The organism is Actinopolyspora alba (assembly GCF_900112765.1).
In the GTDB taxonomy this organism is placed as follows: domain Bacteria; phylum Actinomycetota; class Actinomycetes; order Mycobacteriales; family Pseudonocardiaceae; genus Actinopolyspora; species Actinopolyspora alba.
The window spans coordinates 66,089-87,326 of record NZ_FOMZ01000001.1 but is presented as its reverse complement, the minus strand read 5'-3'; the positions used below and the strand labels follow the sequence as shown (position 1 = coordinate 87,326).

General features: G+C 69.4%; 17 protein-coding genes. 12 read left to right on the top strand and 5 right to left on the bottom strand.

Annotation, left to right across the window (positions count from 1 at the left end; translation table 11 throughout):
• Positions 1 to 31: 31 nt before the first annotated feature.
• On the bottom strand, positions 32 to 1,657 hold the full coding sequence (locus BM150_RS00370) for a DEAD/DEAH box helicase (RefSeq protein WP_245755170.1): 1,626 nt from the start codon (positions 1,655 to 1,657) through the stop codon (positions 32 to 34).
• Between the two features lie 745 nt (positions 1,658 to 2,402).
• Between BM150_RS00370 and BM150_RS00365 the strand changes: the two genes are divergently transcribed.
• Both BM150_RS00365 and BM150_RS00360 read left to right on the top strand, forming a co-directional pair.
• Positions 2,403 to 3,122, top strand: a complete 720-nt coding sequence (locus BM150_RS00365; RefSeq protein WP_092922087.1) for a ferritin-like fold-containing protein — start codon at positions 2,403 to 2,405, stop codon at positions 3,120 to 3,122.
• A 229-nt stretch (positions 3,123 to 3,351) separates the two neighbouring features.
• A complete protein-coding gene (locus tag BM150_RS00360; RefSeq protein ID WP_092922084.1) occupies positions 3,352 to 3,576 on the top strand; it encodes a DUF3107 domain-containing protein in 225 nt (74 codons plus the stop codon).
• A 148-nt stretch (positions 3,577 to 3,724) separates the two neighbouring features.
• Here BM150_RS00360 and BM150_RS00355 read toward each other — a convergent pair whose 3' ends face one another.
• Positions 3,725 to 4,078 carry a DUF4873 domain-containing protein gene (locus tag BM150_RS00355; RefSeq protein WP_092922081.1) on the bottom strand — a complete coding sequence of 118 codons (354 nt, stop codon included), beginning with the start codon at positions 4,076 to 4,078 and terminating at the stop codon, positions 3,725 to 3,727.
• Between the two features lie 210 nt (positions 4,079 to 4,288).
• Positions 4,289 to 5,020 carry a TetR/AcrR family transcriptional regulator gene (locus BM150_RS00350; RefSeq protein WP_092922078.1) on the bottom strand — a complete coding sequence of 244 codons (732 nt, stop codon included), beginning with the start codon at positions 5,018 to 5,020 and terminating at the stop codon, positions 4,289 to 4,291.
• Positions 5,021 to 5,096: 76 nt separating this feature from the next.
• Here BM150_RS00350 and BM150_RS00345 point away from each other — a divergent pair, with 76 nt between their 5' ends.
• The 3 genes from BM150_RS00345 to BM150_RS00335 all read left to right on the top strand — a co-directional run bounded on the left by BM150_RS00345 (position 5,097) and on the right by BM150_RS00335 (position 7,480).
• Positions 5,097 to 5,996, top strand: a complete 900-nt coding sequence (locus BM150_RS00345; protein ID WP_092922075.1) for an AurF N-oxygenase family protein — start codon at positions 5,097 to 5,099, stop codon at positions 5,994 to 5,996.
• Positions 5,993 to 6,904: an alpha/beta fold hydrolase gene (locus BM150_RS00340; RefSeq protein WP_092922072.1), complete on the top strand. Its 912-nt coding sequence runs from the start codon at positions 5,993 to 5,995 to the stop codon at positions 6,902 to 6,904. Before BM150_RS00345 ends, BM150_RS00340 begins: the two co-directional genes overlap by 4 nt.
• 216 nt (positions 6,905 to 7,120) lie before the next feature.
• The gene (locus BM150_RS00335) at positions 7,121 to 7,480 is read left to right on the top strand and encodes a hypothetical protein (protein ID WP_092922069.1); all 360 of its coding nucleotides are present in this window, start codon (positions 7,121 to 7,123) and stop codon (positions 7,478 to 7,480) included.
• 84 nt (positions 7,481 to 7,564) lie between these two features.
• On the opposite strand, the gene BM150_RS00330 is transcribed toward BM150_RS00335, so the two are convergent.
• Positions 7,565 to 8,200 (bottom strand): TetR/AcrR family transcriptional regulator, encoded by a 636-nt coding sequence (locus tag BM150_RS00330; RefSeq protein WP_092922066.1) that lies wholly within the window; start codon positions 8,198 to 8,200, stop codon positions 7,565 to 7,567.
• A 452-nt stretch (positions 8,201 to 8,652) separates the two neighbouring features.
• Between BM150_RS00330 and BM150_RS00325 the strand changes: the two genes are divergently transcribed.
• The 4 genes from BM150_RS00325 (at position 8,653) to BM150_RS00310 (ending at position 13,276) form a co-directional block, all read left to right on the top strand.
• Complete coding sequence (locus tag BM150_RS00325) at positions 8,653 to 9,633, top strand: DUF3152 domain-containing protein (RefSeq protein WP_092922063.1); 981 nt, start codon at positions 8,653 to 8,655, stop codon at positions 9,631 to 9,633.
• Between the two features lie 301 nt (positions 9,634 to 9,934).
• Complete coding sequence (moeZ, locus tag BM150_RS00320) at positions 9,935 to 11,137, top strand: adenylyltransferase/sulfurtransferase MoeZ (protein WP_092922060.1); 1,203 nt, start codon at positions 9,935 to 9,937, stop codon at positions 11,135 to 11,137.
• A gap of 460 nt (positions 11,138 to 11,597) precedes the next feature.
• Positions 11,598 to 12,404, top strand: a complete 807-nt coding sequence (locus BM150_RS00315; protein WP_092922057.1) for a TIGR02569 family protein — start codon at positions 11,598 to 11,600, stop codon at positions 12,402 to 12,404.
• Between the two features lie 44 nt (positions 12,405 to 12,448).
• A complete protein-coding gene (locus BM150_RS00310) occupies positions 12,449 to 13,276 on the top strand; it encodes a uroporphyrinogen-III synthase (RefSeq protein ID WP_092923128.1) in 828 nt (275 codons plus the stop codon).
• 59 nt (positions 13,277 to 13,335) lie between these two features.
• Here BM150_RS00310 and BM150_RS00305 read toward each other — a convergent pair whose 3' ends face one another.
• Positions 13,336 to 13,635: an MGMT family protein gene (locus BM150_RS00305; RefSeq protein WP_092922054.1), complete on the bottom strand. Its 300-nt coding sequence runs from the start codon at positions 13,633 to 13,635 to the stop codon at positions 13,336 to 13,338.
• 91 nt (positions 13,636 to 13,726) lie between these two features.
• Between BM150_RS00305 and BM150_RS00300 the strand changes: the two genes are divergently transcribed.
• The 3 genes from BM150_RS00300 to BM150_RS00290 all read left to right on the top strand — a co-directional run bounded on the left by BM150_RS00300 (position 13,727) and on the right by BM150_RS00290 (position 21,222).
• Positions 13,727 to 16,951, top strand: coding sequence for an ATP-dependent helicase (locus BM150_RS00300; protein ID WP_092922051.1), 3,225 nt, complete (start codon positions 13,727 to 13,729; stop codon positions 16,949 to 16,951).
• Positions 16,948 to 20,457, top strand: coding sequence for an ATP-dependent helicase (locus BM150_RS00295; protein ID WP_092923125.1), 3,510 nt, complete (start codon positions 16,948 to 16,950; stop codon positions 20,455 to 20,457). Before BM150_RS00300 ends, BM150_RS00295 begins: the two co-directional genes overlap by 4 nt.
• A gap of 150 nt (positions 20,458 to 20,607) precedes the next feature.
• Positions 20,608 to 21,222, top strand: coding sequence for a hypothetical protein (locus tag BM150_RS00290; protein WP_092922048.1), 615 nt, complete (start codon positions 20,608 to 20,610; stop codon positions 21,220 to 21,222).
• The last annotated feature ends 16 nt before the right edge of the window (positions 21,223 to 21,238 follow it).

Genomic DNA, 21,238 nt, shown 5'->3' with positions numbered 1-21,238 from the left:
CCCCGCGGCGGGTTCGTGGTGCGTAGCGGGCTCAGTGCCCTGAGGAACCCGCCACCTCCTCGGTGCGGCTCTTCGCCGGGGAACCGCGTCGCGTCCGGTTGCGCCTGCGCGCCGGTCGCTGCGAGTTCTGCTGCCCACCGTCCGCGTCGGAGGTGGACTCGGACTGGTTCACCGTCTCGTCGACCGGCTTGCCTCCCCGCGTACGACGCCGCTTCCGCCGTGCTGGCCGGTTCCCGGCATCCTCGTTGTTCTCGGTGCGGCCCGCCTGCTTCTCGGAGCGTGCCGAGCGCTTCCTGCTCCTGCCCCGGTTGCCCTTGCCGCCGTCGTTTTCCTCCTCCTCGGAGCCCAGACCGGTCCTGGTGCGCATCGACAGCGGTAGCCTGCCGCCCGCGTCGGAGGGAATGTCGAGGTCCTCGAACAGGTGAGCCGAGGTGGAGTAGGTCTCCACGGGCTGGGGCATGTTCAACCCGAGCTCAGTGTTGATCAGCTGCCAGCGGCTCTCCTCGTCCCAGTCCACCAGCGTTACGGCCACCCCGGTGCGTCCGGCACGGCCGGTTCGCCCGATCCGGTGCACGTAGGTCTTCTCGTCCTCGGGGCACTGCAGGTTGATCACGTGGGTCACGCCCGCGACGTCGATCCCCCGCGCGGCGACGTCGGTCGCCACCAGGATGTCGATCTTTCCGCTCCGGAACGCACGCAGTGCCTTCTCCCTGGCGGTCTGCCCGAGATCACCGTGTACCGAACCCGCGGCGAAACCTCGTTCGACGAGTTCGTCCGCCAGTTTCTGGGCCGAGCGCTTGGTGCGGCTGAAGATCATCGTCAGTCCGCGGTCGCGGGCCTGCAACGTCCGAGCCAGCAGCTCCGGTTTGTCCATCGCGTGCGCTCGGTAGACGAACTGGTGGGTCCGTTCGTGCACCGCGCTCTCGTCGGCCTGCTCGGCCCGGATCTGGGTCGGCTGGTGCAGGAAGTCGCGAGCGAGTTTGATGATCGCGTCGGGCATCGTCGCGGAGAACAGCATCGTCTGACGCTGCTCGGGGACCATGCCCAGAATCCGTTCGATGTCGGGCAGAAAGCCCAGGTCGAGCATCTCGTCTGCCTCGTCGAGCACCAGGGTCTCGACCTTGCCGAGAACGAGATGTTTCTGCTCGGCCAGGTCCAGCAGTCTGCCCGGGGTGCCGATGACCACGTCCACGCCCGCTCGCAGCCCTTCGATCTGCGGTTCGTAGGGCCTGCCGCCGTAGACCGCGAGACTGCGCACCCCCAGGTAGCTCGCTGCCGCTTCCAGGTCACGTGTGACCTGCATGCACAGTTCCCGGGTGGGAACCACGACCAGTGCCTGCGGTGTTCCGTCGCCGGGCAGCCGCATCCGTTGCAGCAGGGGAACGCCGAACCCGAGAGTCTTGCCCATACCCGTTCGGGCCTGCCCGATCAGGTCCGCTCCACGCAGCGCCAGCGGTAGGGTCATCTCCTGGATCGTGAAGGTGCGTTCGATGCCCGCTTCGCGCAGCGCACGCGTGATCTCCTCGTTCGCCCCCAACTCGGCGAAAGTGGGGCTGTTCGCGTTGACCGCCGCTTCCGGTTGCGTCGCTTCCCGCTGTTCGGTTGACCCCTGCTGCTCAGCAGTGGCTTCCGCACCGGAGTGATCGGGCTCGGTCACCTCGTCGCTGTTCGTCAGAATAATCGCCTCTCTCGTTCTCGCTCACACCGTGTTTCCGCAGGCTGTCGTTCCGATGCCTCGGCTTACCGACGGGTGGCGATATCGGTTTGTGACCACACTCGGGCTCGGGGGTCGGGACGAGGGCCGTTTTCGGCCGCACGATTCCCGGCTCCTGCCCTGCCGAGGTGGCGAACTGTGTCGGCGCCCGGTCCGCCTCGGCCCGTTGACCCGTACGCGCCGCGCGTGTCACGGAGTGCGAGCGATGTCCGTTCGCTCTCACGTGGCCGCGTTCGCCGAGTCGTGATCGGGCCGTGTGCCCGGTGTCCCACCGGCACATCGGGCGGTGGCTGCCCACTTCGGTCCTGTAGCGAGGTGGTGGTGTCCGTGCGCGAAGTGTTCCGTCGGTCGGGCCGATAACCTCGGACCCCTGCCACCGGCGTACTGCCAACCGGGGTGGTCCACCGACGAGCGCCGTCCTCGGCCGCTCGCGGGATCGGCTGCCGACGTCACGGTCTCCGCCTGACGCCAATAAACCTCCCTTCCCGGGAGCCTACCCGTTTTCCCATACCCTGCGGGCTCCGGATGGCGAACGCCACCTCTTGCGTAATCGGCGTGGATGCGTTAATGGACCTCGGAGTTGTCTCGTTGTCCCAGGTCGGGAGGGGGGCGGGATCGGCGCTGCTCCCGACACGGCGGAAACCGTTCCGTAATCCCGCGTGCCGGGCGGGAGCGGTACGCTCGCGGCATGAGCGAGGCTGAGCACAGCGTTGTGGCTTCCGGAGTGGCGGGCTCCGAGGATGCGGCGGAGTCCGAAGAGCCGCATGCCGAGTACAACGAAGGGGTGAAGGATCTGCTCGGCGCGTTGGCCTACGGTGAGCTCTCCGCGTTCGACAGGCTGGCCGAGGACTCCAGGGAGGCACCCACCCTGACGGGTCGAGCGGCACTGGCGAGCATGGCCGCCGCCGAGATGGGGCACTTCCGGTTGCTGGAGGAACGGCTCGCGAGCCGGGGCGTCGCGGTCGAGGACGCGATGCGTCCGTTCGCGAGTTCCTTCGACGCGTTCAACGCCTCGACCGCACCGCACTCCTGGTTGGAGTCGTTGGTGAAGGCCTATGTCGGGGACGGGCTGGCAGCCGATTTCTACCGCGAGGTCGCCAACTGGCTCGACGAGGAGACCCGTGATCTGGTGCTGACGGTGTTGTCGGACACCGGGCACTCGGCCTTCGCGGAGCGCGAGGTCTCGGCCGCCTGCGCCGAGGACGAGACGCTGCGGGACAAGCTGACCCTCTGGGGCCGCAGGCTGCTGGGGGAAGCGGTGACGAACGCGCAGTGGGTCGTGGCCGAACGGGACGCGCTCGCCGAACTGATCATCAGGGGGTCCGGGGATCTCGCGGGGATCGGCTCGTTGTTCCGCAGGTTGCAGAACAACCACAACAAGCGGATGTCCCGGCTCGGGTTGGGCTGATCGTCGAACCGGTCGCGGGGGCGCGGAGCCGATCTCCGTCGGCGGGACACCGTGCCGTGTTCGTTCGGAGCCCTCGGGCGGTGCCGGTACCGGCATACCGTGCGGCTCCGTCGCGCGTCCGAGGTGATCCGCGCCGGGGATCGTTCCGCGTCGTGCCCGGTCGAGCAGATAGTCTGTGGTCAACGCGGTAGACAGCTATGAGTGCACAGCTACGACAGGAGGCAGTGACGTGGAGGTCAAGGTCGGCGTCGAGGGCTCGCGCGAGCTCACGCTGAACAGTGGTCAGTCCCAGGAGGAAGTCGAGAAGCTGGTTTCCGAGGCGCTGGGCAGCACCGAGGGGAACCTGCGGATCGACGACGAGAAGGGCACGCGCTACATCGTGCCCAGCGCCAAGATCACCTACGTCGAGATCGGTGCTTCGGAGACCCATCGCGTCGGTTTCGGAGTGGGTTGATCCGGCCAGTGCCGGTGTGAACGTCGACACGCCGGTGCGTCGCGTCCGCGAGGCACCGGCGTGCTCGAATGCTTTCCCGGTTTCCCGACGAGCCGTGCCGTCCGGCCGGGCCGCTTCCCGGCGGGGCGCCGTCGGGAAGCGGCGCCGTTCAGTCCGTCTCGCCGAGCTCGACCAGCTCCGAGTCGATCGGGAACGGGGGGCGCCCCAGTCCGGTGATGCGATAGCGGTTCCACGGGTCCGGGTCGGAAAGGGTGGCCACGGCATCGCCGTGCGGGGTGCGCAGCACGACCTCTGCCCTGCGCCCGTCCACGAGCTCGTCCAGCTCGCTGCCCGCCGTCGCGCGGCCGTACCAGTGGAACCTTCCGTCGATGGGCTGGAAGTTGCCCCGCAGCACCACCTCCACGTTGGCCTCTCGTTCGGCGGTGAAGACCACGGCGGAGCCGTGGTAGTCGTCGTCACCGTGCTCGTCGTCCCGCGGTGGTTCCTCGACCCGCTGTGACATCTGATCGCCCTTCGTTCCCTTGGCTGGAACCGGTGACTGGACCTGTCCGGTTCCCGTGTTGCCCTCCGATGACGCTCGCGCCGTCCACCGTGCGGTGGTCGCTCGATCCCGCGGTCGCCACGGCGGCTGTCGGTGGGAGCTTTCGCCCGTGGAGTTCCGCCCGGTGATTTCCGCTCGGTGAGCACTCGTCGAGTGCGCGGGAGATCTCGGTCAGTCCACGTCGTCCTCGACGACCCGCAGGTGCGGGACGATCTCCAGTGGTTCGTCCGGGTCGATGACGATGCCCCCCGCGCGCAGCACCCCGTCGATGGCGAACCAGATGATCTTCGTCAGGTACTCGGTCAGGTCGTCCCTGCTCATCGAGTGCCGGTCCAGCCACCAGTCACCGCTGGCCTGCACCATTCCGACGAGACCGTGGCTCCAGGCCTCCACGCCGCCCGAATCCAGTTCCAGGCTGCGCATGTACTCGCCCAGTAGCCGGGAGAGCGAGTTGGCTATCACCGTCTTCTCGGTGGTGACGGGGTCGGTCTGTACCGGCCGGTCGGCGAAGTTGCGTCGCACGACGAAGCGGTACAGCTCCGGGTACTCCTCGATGACCCCCAGATAGGTGCCGATGATTCGGCGGATCCGTTCGCGGGCGCTGCCCTCCTGCCGCAGGGTCGGGCTGATCCGCTCCATGAGCAGATTCGTTCCCCACTCGCCGACGGCGAGGTACAGATCGCTCTTGTCGCTGAAGTGTCGGTACAGCACGGGCTTGCTCACCCCCGCCTCAGCGGCGATGTCGTCCATACCGACTTCGGCTCCGCAGCTGCCGATGGCCCGAACGGCGGCCTCGACGAACTCGGCTCGCCTGGCCTGCCGGTGTCCGCGCCAGCGTTCCCTGCGGGCGTCGCCGTGTCCCGTTGACTGCTTGGCCTTGACAGGCCGGGAGATCTGGCTCACGCTACCCAAGGTAGCTGTTACTTGCCGTAACACGCAATTGTCCGCAGGGTTTCCCTCCGAAAGGTGACCAGCGATCATGACCAAGGCTCTCCAGGTCAACGACAGGGAAAAAACGGCTTCCCGATTACTCAAGTCATCGGCCAAGAACAGCTACGACCCCGAGGTCGACATCGACTGGGACGCGCCACTGGCGCAGGATCAGCCCTACATCCCCTTCCACCGCAGTACGCTCTACGGCACTCGGTTCTGGGATCGGCTCACCGAGCGGCAGCGCGTCGAACTGACCAAGCACGAGTTCGCCAGCATCGCCTCGAACGGCCTCTGGTTCGAGGTGCTGCTGATGCAGATGCTGCTCAAGGACTTCTACAACCGGGACCCGCGCACCAATCACGCCCAGTACGCGTTGACCGAGGTGGCCGACGAGTGCAGGCACTCCACCATGTTCGCCAAGGCCTGCGACCGCATCGGTGCCCCCGCGTACGGGCCGGTCCGGATCCTGCACGCCGGGGGGCGGGTGCTGCCCGCCATCCTGAAGGGCCCTTCGGCCTATGCCTCCATCCTGGTCGCGGAGGAACTCCTGGACCGGTTCCAGCGCGACCAGATGTACGACGAGCGGGTGCAGCCGCTGGTGCGGATGGTCAACCGCATCCACGTGATGGAGGAGGCGCGGCACGTCACCTTCGCCCGCGAGGAGGTCACCCGCCGGATGCGGGAGTGCAACGCCGCCCAGCGCGCCTACCACCAGTTCATGACGGCGCTGGTCGGGTTCTGCATCGTCAAGGCACTGATCAATCCCAGGATCTACAAGTCGGTCGGGCTGCGCCCCAGGGACGCCTACGCGGCGGCCATGGCCAACCCGAACTGGTGGGAGACCGTGCGCTGGAGCGGTGAGAGGATCATGTCGTTTCTGGACGAGGTCGGCCTGATCGGCAAACCCGGGATGGCCCTGTGGCGGAAGGCTGGACTGATCCGTTGACAGCACAACAACTCGAACAGGGAACACGGCTGCTGCGCACTTCCGACGGTACGCGCCTCGCGGTCGACGAGAGCGGCAGCCCGGACGCGCCGGTCACGGTTGTGCTGATACACGGCTGGACACTCACCCGGCACACCTGGGACCGGGTGACCGACCGGTTGCCCGCGGCTCTCGGCGGACCGGTCCGGATCGTGCGGTTCGACCACCGTGGGCACGGTGACTCGGATCCCTCGCCCGAGGGGACGGCGACCATCGCGCAGTGCGCCGACGACCTCGCCGAGGTGATAGCGGATCGGGTGCCGGAGGGACCGATCGTGCTGGCCGGTCACTCCATGGGAGGCATGACCATCATGGCGCTCGCGGAGCGGCATCCGCGGCTGTTGGCGGAGCGTGTCACCGGTGTGGCGCTGGTGGCCACTTCCAGCGGTGGGCTCTCGGCCCCCGGGCTGCGGCTGCCGGACCCGCTCGCCAGGGTGTTCAACGCGGGGGAGCGAAAGTTGCGAACCGTGCTGGCCCGTTCGTCCGCGCGCCGGGTCAGCCCCCGCTCGGGGTGGATGCGCCCCGGGCTGCGCTGGCTGCTGTTCGGCAGCGGTCCCGCCGCGGCCGATGTCGCCGAGAGCGCGGACTGGGTGGCCGGTTGTCATCCGGCCAGCTTCGCCGGTTTCCGGCAGTCCCTGGCCGAACACGAACGGGGAGCCGCGCTGGCGAGCCTGCCCGCGGTGCCGACCGTGATTCTGGCCGGTCTGTCCGACAGGCTGTGTCCGCTGCCGCACGCTCGTCGCATGTCGGAGCGACTCCCCGAAGCGGGGTTCTACCTCTACGGCGGTGCCGGGCACATGCTCCCGATGGAGCGGGCCGACGAGGTCACCGACCGCATCGCCGACGTCACGCGATCCGTGCCGGGCTGATCCGCACCGGACGGTTCCCACGGTTTCCCGCGCCGCCCGAGAGCACCGGGAGGCCGGGCGGTTCACCGCCCCGCCGCGGTCGTGATCGGGTGATTCCGGCCCGACGTTCGGTACGGTGGCCAACGGCGGTACCCGTCGGTGGGGCGACCCGTCGCTCGGTTCGAGCAGCGGGGCGCCCCACCGTTCGGACGGAACCAACCGGCTGAAAGGACTTCCGTGGGACAGCACACCAGCGGCACTCATCATCACGGCTACGTCGAGGACGCGCCGTTGAACCAGGCGATGTCCGCCCACGAGCGGTTGTCCCGGCTCGACGCCGTGGAAATCCTGCACACTCCGGACGAGGTGGCGCAGTGGTTGGCCAGCACGCTGCGCGCCGCGATGGGTAAGTCCGAGGACGAGGTCGCGTTCAAGGACGAGTGGGACCAGTGGGTCAAATACGCCCATTCGGGCGAGACCATCACCACCGGTCTGCTGCGCGGCCCCACCATCAGCGCCGTGTCCGTTCCCGAGGCGGACTGTCGTTGCGCGTCCACCCCGTTGGTGCCGGTCGGAGGCAAGAAGCGCAGTCGGTGACAACGACCGTGGTGTGTGGGGAACCACCGGGCGCTGTTCCGCTGCCCCGGTACCCCACCACACGATCCCGGCGGCGTAGCTCGGTCAACCCTGTTGCAGCGGGAAACCCGCCAGCCCCTTCCACGCCAGGGTGGACATCAGGTGCACGGCCTCTTCCCTGGAGATGGAGCTGTTCGAGTCCAGCCAGTCGCGGGCCGTCACCTGGCTGAGGCCCACCAGCCCGACGGCCAGCAGCCGCGCCCGTTCGTTGTCCAGTCCCGCGTCTGCGGTGACTGCTTCGGCCACCGCGTCTATGCACCCGGAGGAGGCCTTCTCGACCGCCCGTTCCACCGCGGGTTCACCGCGCAGGTCCGATTCGAAGACCAGTCTGAAAGCCTGATCGTCCCGGTCGACGAACTCGTAGAGAGCCGCTACCGAGGCGCGCACCCGCTGCTTGTTCTCGGAGTTGGACTCGATGGCTTCCCTGACCCGGTTGACCAGCTCGGCGCCGTGGGTCTCCAGCAGCGCGAGGTAGAGCTCCAGCTTGCCGGGGAAGTGCTGGTACAACACCGGTTTGCTCACGCCCGCGCGTTCGGCGATGTCGTCCATCGCCGCCGCGTGGTAGCCGTTGTTGACGAACACTTCCTGAGCCGCGGAGAGCAGCTGGGCCCGCCGCGCGTCGCGCGGAAGCCGCACCCCCCGAGCGGGCTGATCGGTGCTCTGCTGCGCGGTCTCGGTCATTTGAAAGCCTCCACCGAAAAATGTCGACCCGGCGGTCGTGTGCGTGTCGGGCTCCCCAACTTTACTTGTCGGTAGAGCGGTTGTGCCGGTTACCTGATCGGCTTACCCGTGCTACCCGCCCCTCGAATCCACGAGGGGAAGCGTCGGTTCCCGCTGTTGAGTAGTGAATCACCGCGGGCAACCTCGTCCGGCAACCGCGTCGCCGTGCCACCGGTTCGTCACTGTCCGGCCCCGGAACACGCCGAGGCACGCCGAATGTCCCGGCTTCGCAGGTCAACTCGCATAGTGTGGCAACCTGAACGGGGTAAGTACGAGTCCGGCGCCGGTGGTGGTCCGGCCACGTCGGAACGGGTGATCGTGGCTGTTCGACACCCGCTCCCGCGGCGAGGGCCGAAGGGATCACCGAGTGATCACCTCGACGCACGAGGTAACGAAGTTCTACTAGGAGTTCATTGAGATCCGGGAAAGGTGGGCGGCACAGGGGGGACCCCCTGGCGGCGTCCTGGCAACCGCGGCCGGAAGGGGACACCGCGGGCGATGGGTCCCGTCGCAGGGGAGGCAGCCGCCGCGCTCGTCGCGGATGGTCGCGCTACGGCTGGGGGGTCTACGCGATTCCCGTACTGCTGGTACTGACCGTTTTCGCGGTGCTGCGGGTTCCCGGAGACGATTCGGATCAGGACCGGCGAGCGGAGTCGGCGGGGAGCTCTTCCTCCGATGACGAGGCCGCCGTCGTCACCGAGGGGAACAAGAGCCGGGAGTATCCCGACGACATCCACTCCGCGAAGTTGCCACCGGGAGCGCCGGTGCCGAAACAGGGAAGTGGAACGTTCCGGGTCGTGCCGGGCAGCACCGGTCCGGCCGGTTCGGGCGAGTTGTACCGCTACGCCGTCGAGATCGAGCAGGGAGTCCGGCTCACCGAGGGCAACGACTCCTTCGGGCGACTGGTGCAGCAGACCCTGTCCGATCCGCGTGGCTGGATCAATCCTCGTGGTGGCGACATCTCGGTGCAGCGGGTCGGACCGGACGGTCCCGAACCCGATTTCCGCGTGACCCTGGTCAGCCGGAACACCGCGCGCGAGGTGTGTGGCTACGGGAACGGGTTGCCCTACGACTCCTCCTGCCACATCCAGGGCCGGGCCTACATCAGCGCCGCACGCTGGGTCCGGGGCGCGATCGCGTTCGACGGGGACATCGGCAGTTACCGGCGTTACGTCATCAACCACGAGGTCGGTCACTTCTTCGGCAACGATCACGTCCCCTGCGGCGCGCAGGGCGAACTCGCCCCGGTGATGATGCAGCAGACCTTCAGCCTCTCCAACGACGTGCTGCACCGGCTCAACGAACGGGTCTCGCAGGGTACCGAGATTCCCGCCAACGGGGTCGTGTGCAAGCCGAACGCTTGGCCCTTCCCGCTGGGGAACAATTCGAATTGAGTCCGCGTTGCCACCCCGGACGAGAGCTCGGTCGTGGGTGGCCCCGGTTCACCGAGGTGCGTGAATCCCGCCGTGAATCCCGGGGCGGGGCCGAGCCGTCGGTCCGGTACCGCCCGCCGACGCCCGGTGGCGTCCCATTACCTGGGAACGGTTTGGGGGTGGGAAGACCATCGGCCAGGCTTGCGTTACACGGAGCGGTGGCGCGGTTGGTACCGGCCGGGAGCTTCCGGGACGAGACAACCGCCGAACGGACACGGCCGTACAGCGCCGTACATCCAGGCAACGGAGGAGGAGCTGGGAGATGACCGGCAACACATCCCCACAGGGCTCCGACGGCGGCGGGACGACGCTCCCGCCGTTGGTGGAGCCCGCCGCGGAACTGACGAAGGACGAGGTGGCGCGCTACAGTCGTCATCTGATCATCCCGGACGTCGGGATGGTGGGGCAGAAGCGGCTCAAGAACGCCAAGGTGCTGGTTATCGGAGCGGGCGGTCTCGGCAGCCCCGCCCTGCTGTATCTCGCCGCCGCCGGGGTGGGCACGCTGGGCGTCGTGGAGTTCGACGAGGTCGACGAGTCGAACCTGCACCGCCAGATCATCCACGGCCAGTCCGATCTCGGGCGTTCCAAGGCCGAGTCGGCGCGCGACTCCATCGCCGAGGTCAACCCGTTCGTGCGGGTCAACCTGCACCAGACCAACCTGACCTCCGACAACGCGCTCGAGATCTTCGACGACTACGATCTGATCCTGGACGGCACCGACAACTTCGCGACGCGTTACCTGGTCAACGACGCGGCGGTGCTGCAGGGCAAGCCCTACGTCTGGGGCTCGATCTTCCGCTTCGAGGGCCAGGCCAGCGTGTTCTGGGAGGCCTACGGCCCGAACTACCGTGACCTCTACCCCGAGCCGCCGCCGCCCGGGATGGTGCCCTCCTGCGCCGAGGGCGGTGTGCTGGGCGTGCTGTGCGCCTCCATCGGCTCGATCATGGTCAACGAGGCCATCAAGCTCATCACCGGTATCGGTGAGACCCTGCTCGGCAGGTTGATGATCTACGACGCGCTGGAGATGAGCTACCGCACGGTCAAGATCCGCAAGGACCCGAACGCGGACAAGGTCACCGAGCTGATCGACTACGAGACCTTCTGCGGAGTGGTTTCCGACGACGCGCAGCAGGCTGCCGCGGACAGCACGATCACGCCCCAGGAGCTCAAGGACAAGTTCGACTCCGAGCAGAAGTTCGAGTTGATCGACGTCCGGGAGCCGCACGAGTACGACATCGTGCACATCGAGGGGTCCAAGCTGATCCCGAAGGACCGGATCCTCTCCGGTGAGGCACTGGCCGAGCTGCCGCAGGATCGCCAGATCGTGTTGCACTGCAAGTCCGGTGGACGTTCGGCCGAGGCGCTGTCGGCGCTGCACAAGGCGGGCTTCTCCGACGCCGTGCATGTCGGCGGCGGGGTGCTCGGGTGGGCCAATCAGGTCGACCAGAGCCTCCCGACGTATTAAGGAGCACGCGGTACGGCTTGCCGGGGTGCTTCCGTGGCGGAACCTCTCGCACGGCTCTCGCCGCGGGTGCCCCGACATCGGGTAGGTACTACACAACGTCGGGGCCGTCCTCGCGAGAGCCGCACGGGAGAACCCGCGGGTGCTTGGGCTGTGTGCGTGGTGGGAGTGCGGCTCGCGGGAGTGGTGGGAGTGCGGCCCCGTGCCGTCCCACCGCCCGGCGATTTCGCGAGAAATTGACGCCCCTTGAGGCCGCACAGCCCCAGCGGCCCGGCGATTTCGCGAGAAATCGACGCCGCGCGGGGCCGTTCCGGTAGTGGGGACGGGACCGGGCTGCCACATCGGGACCGCGGCTCCGCGTGAGGCCGCGGCACCCCGGCGCGTCGGTTTGATCGTGTCGAATCGCGCGGTTGATCGGAGCGTCTGCGACCGTGCGAATTCGAGTACGGGTAGCGTTTGGCGCGTGAGTGCTACGGCCGAGCCACCTCCCACGCACGTGCGTGCCGCCTTCGGCGCGCCGGGGGAGGACGTCGAACTGCTCGAGGGTGGTCTCGCCTGGCGTTGCGGCGCCGACGGGGATGTGCTGATCAAGCCCGCCACGGACACCGCCGAGGCGGCCTGGGTGGCGCAGGCACTGGACACGCTCGATCCGGAGGAGACGCGGGTCGCGCGGCCACTGCGGTCCACCGACGGCAGGTGGGTCGTTTCCGGCTGGTCGGCGCGCCGTGACATGGCGGGACGCCCGGAGCCGCGACACGACGAGGTCATCGCCATGTCGCTGCGGCTGCACAACGCGAGCAGTGTGCTCGACAGACCCAGGCTGGTGGACTCCAGGCAGGACATCTACGCCATCGCCGACCGGATGGCCTGGGGCGAGACCTACGTGTCGTTGTCGCCGGAGAAGGGCGGACGGCTGTTCGACGTGCTGGCGGCCTCCCGCCGGAGCGTTTCGCTGCGGCCGCAGGTGGTGCACGGCGACCTCTTCGGAAACGTGTTGTTCTCCGGCAACGCGCCCCCGGGGCTGATCGACTTCGTGCCCTACTGGCGTCCCCCGGAGTGGGCCGCCGCCGTGGTGGTGATCGACGCGATGGCCTGGGGAGGCTCCGATCCGGCCATAGTGGAGCGCTGGTCCCATCTGTCCGAGTGGCCGCAGATGCTGCTGCGGGCGTTGCTGTTCCGGCTGGCGCTGCACGCGCTGCATCCGCGGGCGACGACGACTTCCCTGGGGGGGCTGGAAACCGCCTCGCAGACCGTGCTGGAAGTGCTCTAGGAGAGCGCCGGAGGCCACCGGCAGTGACGTGCGAGGATGTGGGTGTGGACTCGACCGCACCGGAGCCGTTGCGCGGCTTTACCGTGGGCATAACCGCGGAACGCAAGGCTGACGAACTGGCGTCGTTGCTGACCAGGCGGGGTGCGCGAGTGGTGCACGCTCCCGCGATGCACACCGTGCCGCTGCCGCAGGACGGCGAGCTGGCCGCTTCCACCCGCGAAGTGTTGGCAGGCGACGTGGATTTCGTGGTCGCCTCCACCGGCATGGGGTTCCGGGGTTGGATGGAGGCCGCGGACGAGACGGGCAGCGGGGAGGCGCTGCGTCGTCATCTCGGCACCGCGACGCTGCTGGCACGGGGCTCGAAGGCGACCGGAGCCATCCACGGTGCCGGGCTGCGGACCGAGTGGAGCGCTCCCTCGGAGGAGTCCGCCGAGGTGCTGCGGTACCTGCTGGACCACGAGCTCAGCGGCAGACGCGTGGTGGTGCAGGTGCACGGTGATCCCATGCTCTCGTTCCGGCAACGCCTCACCGAAGCGGGTGCCGAGGTGATTCCGGTGATGGTCTACCGCTGGACCGACCCGCTGGAACCGCACAAGCTCGACGACCTGATCGACCGCACCGTGGCCGGTGAAGTGCACGCCCTGACGTTCACCAGCGCTCCGGCCGCCGCCAATCTGCTGACCAGAGCCGAGCGTGACGGCCGCTTCGAATCGCTGCGAACCGCTGTGCTCGACGGTGTGCTGCTGGGATGTGTCGGCCCCGTCACGGCCGCCCCGGTGGACAGGGCCGGATTGCCCTACGTGACGCCGGAACGCTCCAGGACGAGTTCGTTGGTGAGGCTGCTTGCCGAACGCCTGTCCAGCGGTTCCTGAGCGTTTCCTCGGATGTGGCGGTTCCTTCGCTCGTGATGGGTGGGGCGCTCACGAGCGGTCTACTGCCCCGACTCGGGCTCCCAGCGGTAGCGGCGCATGTCGACCCTGCCGTTGTCGGCGAGAACGCCCTCGGTCCGCAGCTCCGCGAGCTGTCGGTGCCGCAACTGCTCGGCCACCGTTCCGTTCGAGCGCAGTACGCGGTGCCAGGGAAGGTCGGCACCGTCCTCGGCCAGGATTCGCCCCACCAGCCGCGCCGAACGTATTCCGGCGTGTCGGGCCACGTCACCGTAGCCCAGTACTCTCCCGGCGGGGATCCCGGCGACCACCTCCCGCACCCGCTCCCACGTACGCTCGTCCATCCGGCCAGTCTCGCACGGCAACCGGTGATGTCCGCGACACGCTCGTGACCAGGTTCGCTGGGCGGTAGCTCCCACATGGTTACATCGAAGAGTGGCGACATTCTCCGCACCGACTCTCGTACGCTCGACCGGCCCGACGGTCGAGCAGTGTGACTGGTCCGAGGCGGGACGTCGTGCGTTGCGGCACGAGGACGGTTTCCTGCGTGTTCTCGGCGGTCCCGGGACGGGGAAGACGACCCTACTGGCCGAAGTGGTCGTCGATCGGTTGTCGAGCGGCCGGGCCGACTCCGACAACACCCTCGTGCTGGCATCGAACCGCACCAACGCGGCGTTGCTGCGCAGTGCCATCAACAGCAGGTTGCTGTCCGCCGGAGTCGACATCAGCACCGGCGGGGGACAGTTGGTACGCACCGTGCACTCCTATGCGTACGGTGTGCTGCGGTTGCTGGCGGCCCGCGACGGGAAGCCGCAGCCGAAGCTGCTCAACGGCCCCGAGCAGGACCTGTGGATTCGTGAACTCCTCGCCGGTGACATCGAGGACCAGGTCGACTACTGGCCGGATTCGTTACGTGCCGCGCTGGGTACCGAGGGCTTCGTCGGCGAGCTCAGGGATCTGCTGCTACGTGCCGCCGAACGCGGTGTCGGGCCGGATCGGCTGGTTCGGCTCGGCAGGCACCACGAACGTCCCGAGTGGGTGGCCGCCGGTGTTTTCGGTGCGCAGTACGAACGTGTGCGGCAACTCGCCGGTGCTTCCGGCGAGACCGCCGCTCCGCTGGACGCCGCGGAACTGGTTTCCACCGCGTTGCTCGCGCTCGACAACGACCCCGACCTGCTGCGTACCGAACGGGCCAGGGTGCGGCACCTGCTGGTCGACGACGCGCAGAACCTGGACCCCCAGCAGTACCGGCTCTGCCGCCGTGTCGGTGACACCGCCGCGGAGTTCCTGCTGGTCGGTGATCCGGATCAGGCGGTGTTCTCCTTCCGCGGCGCCGATCCGCGCTGTCTGTCCGAAGCCGACCCCGACGGGGACCGGACCAGCGTGCTCACCACCGGTCACCGCATGTCGCGACGTATCCGCACCGCCGTCCGAAGGCTGTTGGCGAGGTTGCCGGGTGCGGGTGAGCAGCGCGGGCTGACGGGGCCGGAGTCCGCCGATACCACCGACGGCGCGGAACCGGACGGTGCCGAGTCCGACTCCGGCGGTTCGGTGCGGGTACGACTGCTGGCGTCCCAGGCGCAGCAGGCCGCGTGGGTGGCGGACCAGCTTCGCCGTGCCCACCTGCTGCGGGGAGTCGCCTGGTCGGACATGGCCGTCATCGTCAAGTCCACCGGACTGTCGCTGCCGGTGCTGCGCAGAGCGCTGCTCGCCGCGGGAGTGCCGCTGGTGCTCGACGACGAGGAGCTGCCGCTCGCCCAGCGTCCCACCGTGCGGCCGTTGCTCACCCTGCTGCGCTGTGCCGCGCGTCCGTCCGCTCTGGACTCGGAGACCGCGGAGTACCTGCTGGGGTCGATACTGGGCGGGGCCGATTCGCTCGCGCTGCGTCGGCTGCGCCGGGGTCTGCGCAGGTTGGACCAGGCCGCGGGCAACGACCGTCCCAGCGGGGAGTTGCTGGTCGAGGCGCTGTGGCAACGGGACGCGCTCACCGCGCTGCGGGACGTCGCCGCCGAGCCCGCCCGAAGAGTGGCAGCGCTGCTGGCATCGGCGACCCGCTCCTGCCAGGAACGACGCAGCGTCGAGGAAACACTCTGGGAGGTGTGGCGCGAGAGCGGAGTGGAACGGACCCTGTTGTCCCGTTCCGAGCGCGGCGGGGTGCACGGCGCGCGGGCCGATCGCGATCTCGACGCCGTGGTCGCGCTGTTCGAGGAGGCCGCCCGCTACGTCGACAGGCTGCCCGGTGCGGACGCCGCGGCCTTCGCGGATCACCTGGCCGGCCAGCGCATCTCCGGCGACTCGCTGGCGCCGCGCGCACCGACCGGGGACGGTGTGGCGGTGCTGACCGCGCACGCCTCGGTCGGCAGGGAGTGGGAAGTGGTCGCCGTTCCCGACGTGCAGGAGGGCATTTGGCCGGACCTGCGGCTGCGTGGCTCGCTGCTGGGGACGGAACGGCTCGTCGACGTGCTGTCCGGACTGGACTCCGACGAGGTGGTTTCCGCCTCCGCGCCGCTGCTGGCCGAGGAGCGGCGGCTGCTGCTCGTGGCAGCCAGCCGCGCCCGCGGGAGTCTGCTGGTCAGCGCGGTACGTGGCGAGGACGAGCAGCCTTCCCGGTTCCTGGACGAGCTGGACGGCCTCGCCGACGAGCCGGAAGCGGTCGAGCGCCCGGTGTCCACTCCGGAACGCGGACTGAGCCTGCCCGAGTTGGTGGGTGAACTGCGCAGGGTGGTCACCGACGGCGGGACGGAGCCCGCGCGACGCGAGCGGGCCGCCGGCCAGCTCGCCAGACTCGCGCGGGCCGGTGTGCCCGGTGCCGACCCCGACACCTGGTACGGCCTGCCCGAGCCCTCCAGTACGGCCCCACTGGTCGACGGCGCCGAACCGGTTCGGGTGACACCGTCCACGGTCGACGTGCTCGCCACCTGCCCGCTACGCTGGATGATCGAGCGCCACGGCGGCAGGGACGCCGCCGAGCTGGCCTCGGTGGCGGGCACCGTGGTGCACGCCCTGGTGCAGGCAGCCGCGGAGGGAGCGGATCGCGAGCACCTGGAACAGGCACTGGACCGGGCGTGGGAATCGGTCGACGCGGGTGCCCCCTGGTACTCCCGCCGCGAGCGCGAACGGGTCAGGTCCATGCTGGACTCCTTTCTGAACTGGCTGCGGCAGTCCCGCGCCGAACTCACACAGCTCGGGGTGGAACACGATCTGGACCTGAAGATCCCCGCCAGGGAGGACGGTCCGTGGCTGCGCCTGCGCGGCAGGGTCGACCGGCTCGAGGCCGACGAGCGGGGCAGACCCGTCGTCGTCGACGTCAAGACGTCCAAGACCCCGGTCAGCAAGGACAGCGCCGAACAGCACACCCAGCTCGCGGTGTACCAGCTGGCGGCGGCGCTGGGCGCCTTCGGCTCGGACGGGGAGACGCAACCGGGCGGGGCGCGGTTGTTGTACGTGGCCAAACCCGACTCCCGTGACGGTGCGGCCACCGAGCGCGGCCAGAGCGGACTCGGTGAGGAGGGCATCCGGGTCTGGCTGGACGTGGTCCACGACGCCGCGGCCGCCAGTACCGGCCCCGGTTTCCTCGCGGTGGAGAACTCCGACTGCGCCCGGTGCCCGGTGCGCACCAGCTGTCCGGTTCGTTCCGAGGGAAGGCAGGTCGGACAGTGATCACGCCGCAGCGCATCGCCCAGGCGCTCGGGATGCCCACACCCACCGAGGAACAGGCGGCAGTGGTCGGAGCGCCCGCCCGGCCCGCGCTGGTCGTGGCCGGGGCGGGGGCGGGCAAGACCGAGACGATGGCCGCCAGGGTGCTCTGGCTCGTCGCCAACCGGATCGTGACTCCCGAGCGGGTGCTGGGATTGACGTTCACCCGCAAGGCGGCACGACAGCTCTCCGACCGGGTGCGGGCCAGGCTGCGGCGGCTTGCGGGATCCGGGCTGCTGGAGGAGGTGGACCCCTCGGGAACGCTGCGTTCGGTGGTGCTGGCCGAGGAGCCCACGGTGCTCACCTACCACTCCTACGCGGGCAGGATCGTCTCCGAGCACGGGCTGCGTGTTCCCGTGGAGCCGGGCGCCAGGCTGCTTCCCGGCACGGCCTCCTGGCAGCTGGCGCACAGTGTCGTCTCGAACTGGACCGAGGACCTCGACACCGACCGGGTTCCGTCCACCGTGACCGCGAACGTGCTCTCGCTCGCCGGGGAGCTGGCCGAGCATCTGGTCGAACCGGAGCGGGTGAGCGACCACGCGGAGCTGCTCACCGGAATACTGGACAACGCGCCCCGCGAGAAGGGCCAGCGGGCCGACCCGCCGCAGGAACTGCGACAGATCCGCTCCGCCCAGCGGCTGCGCGCCGCGCTGCTGCCGCTGGTAGCGGCTTACACCAGGCGAAAACGCGCCGACGGCGCCATGGATTTCTCCGACCAGATGTCGCTGGCGGCCCTGTTGGCGCGGCGCCACCCGGAAGTGGCGCTCGGCGAGCGCGAGCGGTTCGCGGCCGTGCTGCTGGACGAGTACCAGGACACCGGGCACTCGCAACGTGTGATGCTGCGCTCGCTGTTCGGCGACTCCGCGAGCACGTCGTCACTGCCGGTCACCGCGGTGGGGGACCCCGCGCAGGCCATCTACGGTTGGCGCGGCGCCAGCGCGGCCAACCTGCCCAGATTCACCACCGATTTCCCCGACGGGGGTAACGAGCAGGAGTACGACGGGGAGCACGGTGGCGACCACGACGGGGACCACAGCGGCGACCGGGAGTGGGACCGGCAGGACTCCGCCGACTCGGGTGCTGCACCGCCCCGGCCGACTCCCGCAGCGCGTTACGGCCTGCTGACGAGCTTCCGCAATCCGGCCGGGATCCTGCGGTTGGCCAACGTCGTCGCCGAACCGTTGCGCGAGTCGGGGTTGGACGTCGAACCACTGCGTGCCAGGGACGACGCGCCACCCGCCGATGTCCGTGCCGCACTGCTCGGTGACGTGCGGGCGGAGCGTCGCTGGGTGGCGGAACGACTGGCGCTGCGTTGGCACGAGACGGTGGCGCGGGACGGCGAGCCACCGACCGCCGCCGTGCTGGTGCGGCGCCGAGCCGACATGGCCGACATGGCCGACGCGTTGCGCGCCGAGGGGCTGCCGGTCGAGGTGGTCGGGCTCGGCGGTCTGCTGGACGAGCCGGAGGTGCGGGATCTGGTCAGCGCGCTGCGGGCGCTGGTGGACCCGCTGGCCGGAACCGCGGCCGTGCGGTTGCTGACCGGTTCCCGGTGGCGCATCGGTGCCGCGGACCTGGCCGCGCTGTCGGCGCGTGCGAGCGAGCTCGGGGCGCGTACTGCTCCGGGGGAGGAGGGCGGTGACGTCGACGGGGCGCTCGCCGCCGCCCTCCCCGGTGAACAGTCCGAACAGGCCGGTCTGGTGGACGCGATCGACGATCCGGGTGAGCACACGCGTTACTCGGCCGAGGGGTATCGCCGTATCGCCAGACTGGGCGGCGAGCTCGCCTCGCTGCGGCAGCGGCTGGAGCAGCCCCTGCCGGAGTTGGTGGCCGATGTGGAGCGCACCCTGCTGCTCGACATCGAGAGCATGTCCCGGACCGACGGGGTCGGCAGGGCGCACCTGGACGCCTTCTCGCGGGTGGTGACCGAGTTCGCCACCGCCACTCCCACGGCGACGCTTCCGGCACTGCTGGACTATCTCACCACGGCAGAGCACGCCGAGGACGGCCTGGAACCGGGCGAGGTCGAGGTGGCTGAAGGCCGTGTCCAGCTGCTGACCGTCCATTCGGCCAAGGGGCTGGAGTGGCAGTTGGTGGCCCTGCCGCACCTGGTGGCCGGCGTGTTTCCCGGCAAACGCAAGTCCTCCTGCTGGTTGCGCTCGGTCCCCGAACTTCCCCCCGAACTGCGCGGGGACGGGGCCGACCTGCCCGCGCTGGACGCGCAGCGGCTCGCCGGTATGACCCGCAAGGAACTGCAACAGGAGCTGCGCGGGCACGACGAGGAGTTCGAGCAGCGGCGCCTGACCGAGGAGCGCCGGTTGTTCTACGTGGCGCTGACCCGTTCGGAGCGGACGCTGTTGCTGTCCGGGCACTGGTGGGCCGAGAGCGGACGCGAACCGAAGGGGCCGTCCACCTTCCTCACCGAGGCGGCACGGCAGCTGGACGGTTCCCCGGCGGAGCTCGCGGACCGCGGGCTGGAGTACGGCGAGTTGGAGCACTGGGAGCCCGAGCCGGACGAGACGGCGGAGAACCCGCTCGCCGAGATCGAGCGCAGTGTGCGCTGGCCGGTCGACCCGCTGGGTACCCGCCGGGATGAGGTCGTCGAAGGAGCTGACCTGGTTCGTCGTGCGATGGCGGAAACAGCGGCGGAAAGCGCTGCCTCGGGGGCCGCGGCCGGGGAAGCGGGGCGACTCACCGAGGCCGAACCGGACGGCGAGGTTCCGGTGGACGACTCCTCGGTGGATGAGCGGCCGGTGGACGAGTCGCCGATGGATGGGCAGCCGGTCGATGACGAGGAGACGGCGCGGTGGCGGCGCGACGTCGACGTGCTGCTCGCGGAACGCGACCGCGCCGTGCGGGGCGAACGGGTGCGGCTGCCGGAGCAGCTCTCGGTGAGTCAGTTGGTGGAGCTCGCCGATTCCCCGGAGGCGTTCGCGCGGAGACTGCGTCGCCCGTTGCCCACCCGTCCCAATCCGGTCACGCGGCGCGGCACCGCCTTTCACACGTGGCTGGAGCGACGGTTCACTTCCGACGCGTTGCTCGAGGTGGACGAGCTGCCCGGCGCGGGGGACGACTCGGCGCCGCGGGATGAGGACCTGGAACGGCTGCGCGCGGCTTTCCTGGCCAGCGAGTGGGCCGAGCGTACTCCCCACCGGATCGAGGTCCCGTTCGAGACGCGCATCGCCGGGGTGGTCGTACGCGGGCGGATGGACGCCGTGTTCGCCGACGAGGACGGCGGCTGGACCGTGGTCGACTGGAAGACCGGTGCGGTGCCGGACGAGCATCGGATGCCCGCCGCGGCGGTGCAGCTGGCAGCCTACCGACTGGCCTGGTCGGAGATGGCCGGTGTTCCGCTGGAGCGGGTCCGCGCGGCCATGCACTACGTGCGCCACGACCGCACGTTGCATCCCGCCGACCCGCACGACGCGGAAGGACTTCGGAAGCTCATCCTGACGGTCCCGCCCGAGAGCTGACCGGGGTTCGCCCGGGTGCCCGAAGGGAGGCGTGCCCCGGGCGGACCGGAAGCCCAGACTGAGGTGGAAGCCCCGGTCAACGATTCGAAAACCACACTTTCGAGTGGCTCAGCTTGTCTCGGGTGTCGATCACGCAGGAATATGCCCGCGATGGCGCAGAACACGGAGAACAGGCTGGACGCCTCCATGCAGCAAGAGGTGTCCGTGGACGAGGACGTCCTCGCGTTGCGCGCACCGCTGGTGCTGGTGCGGCGGAACGATCAGGGTGAGTGGATCTTCGAGGGGCCGGGCGAGTCCCCTCGGCCCACGGTGCGAACCGTGCTCGGTGCCGTGGTCAACGCATGGCCGCACGTCTCGGCCCTGGCCGAGTTGGAACCGGGGTCCGCCGCGGTGTGGTCCTGGGACAGCCACGGCTGGACGAGCGAGTTCGAGTGCACCTGCGGCGAGTGCGAGCAGCCGGTGGCCACGGATCTGGATCGCCGTACCTGGCCCGGGGAGCTGGATCCCGAGGATCTCGTCAGCGTGGAGGAGACGGCGCTCTCGGGGCAGGAGGTGCTCACCAACATCCTCTACACCTCGGGCAGGATCGCGATGCTCGGTCCCGGCGAGCAGCATCGCACCAGTGATCAACTGGCCTCGGTGGCGATGGCCAACGTGATTCGCCGCTGGCCCCACACCATGCGTGCGCTGTGCTCGGTGCGCTCCGGCTATCTGCTGCGGTGGAACGCGGAGAGCCTCAACTGGCACGAGTACGAGGCGGTCTGATCGCCCGGCGTCGATT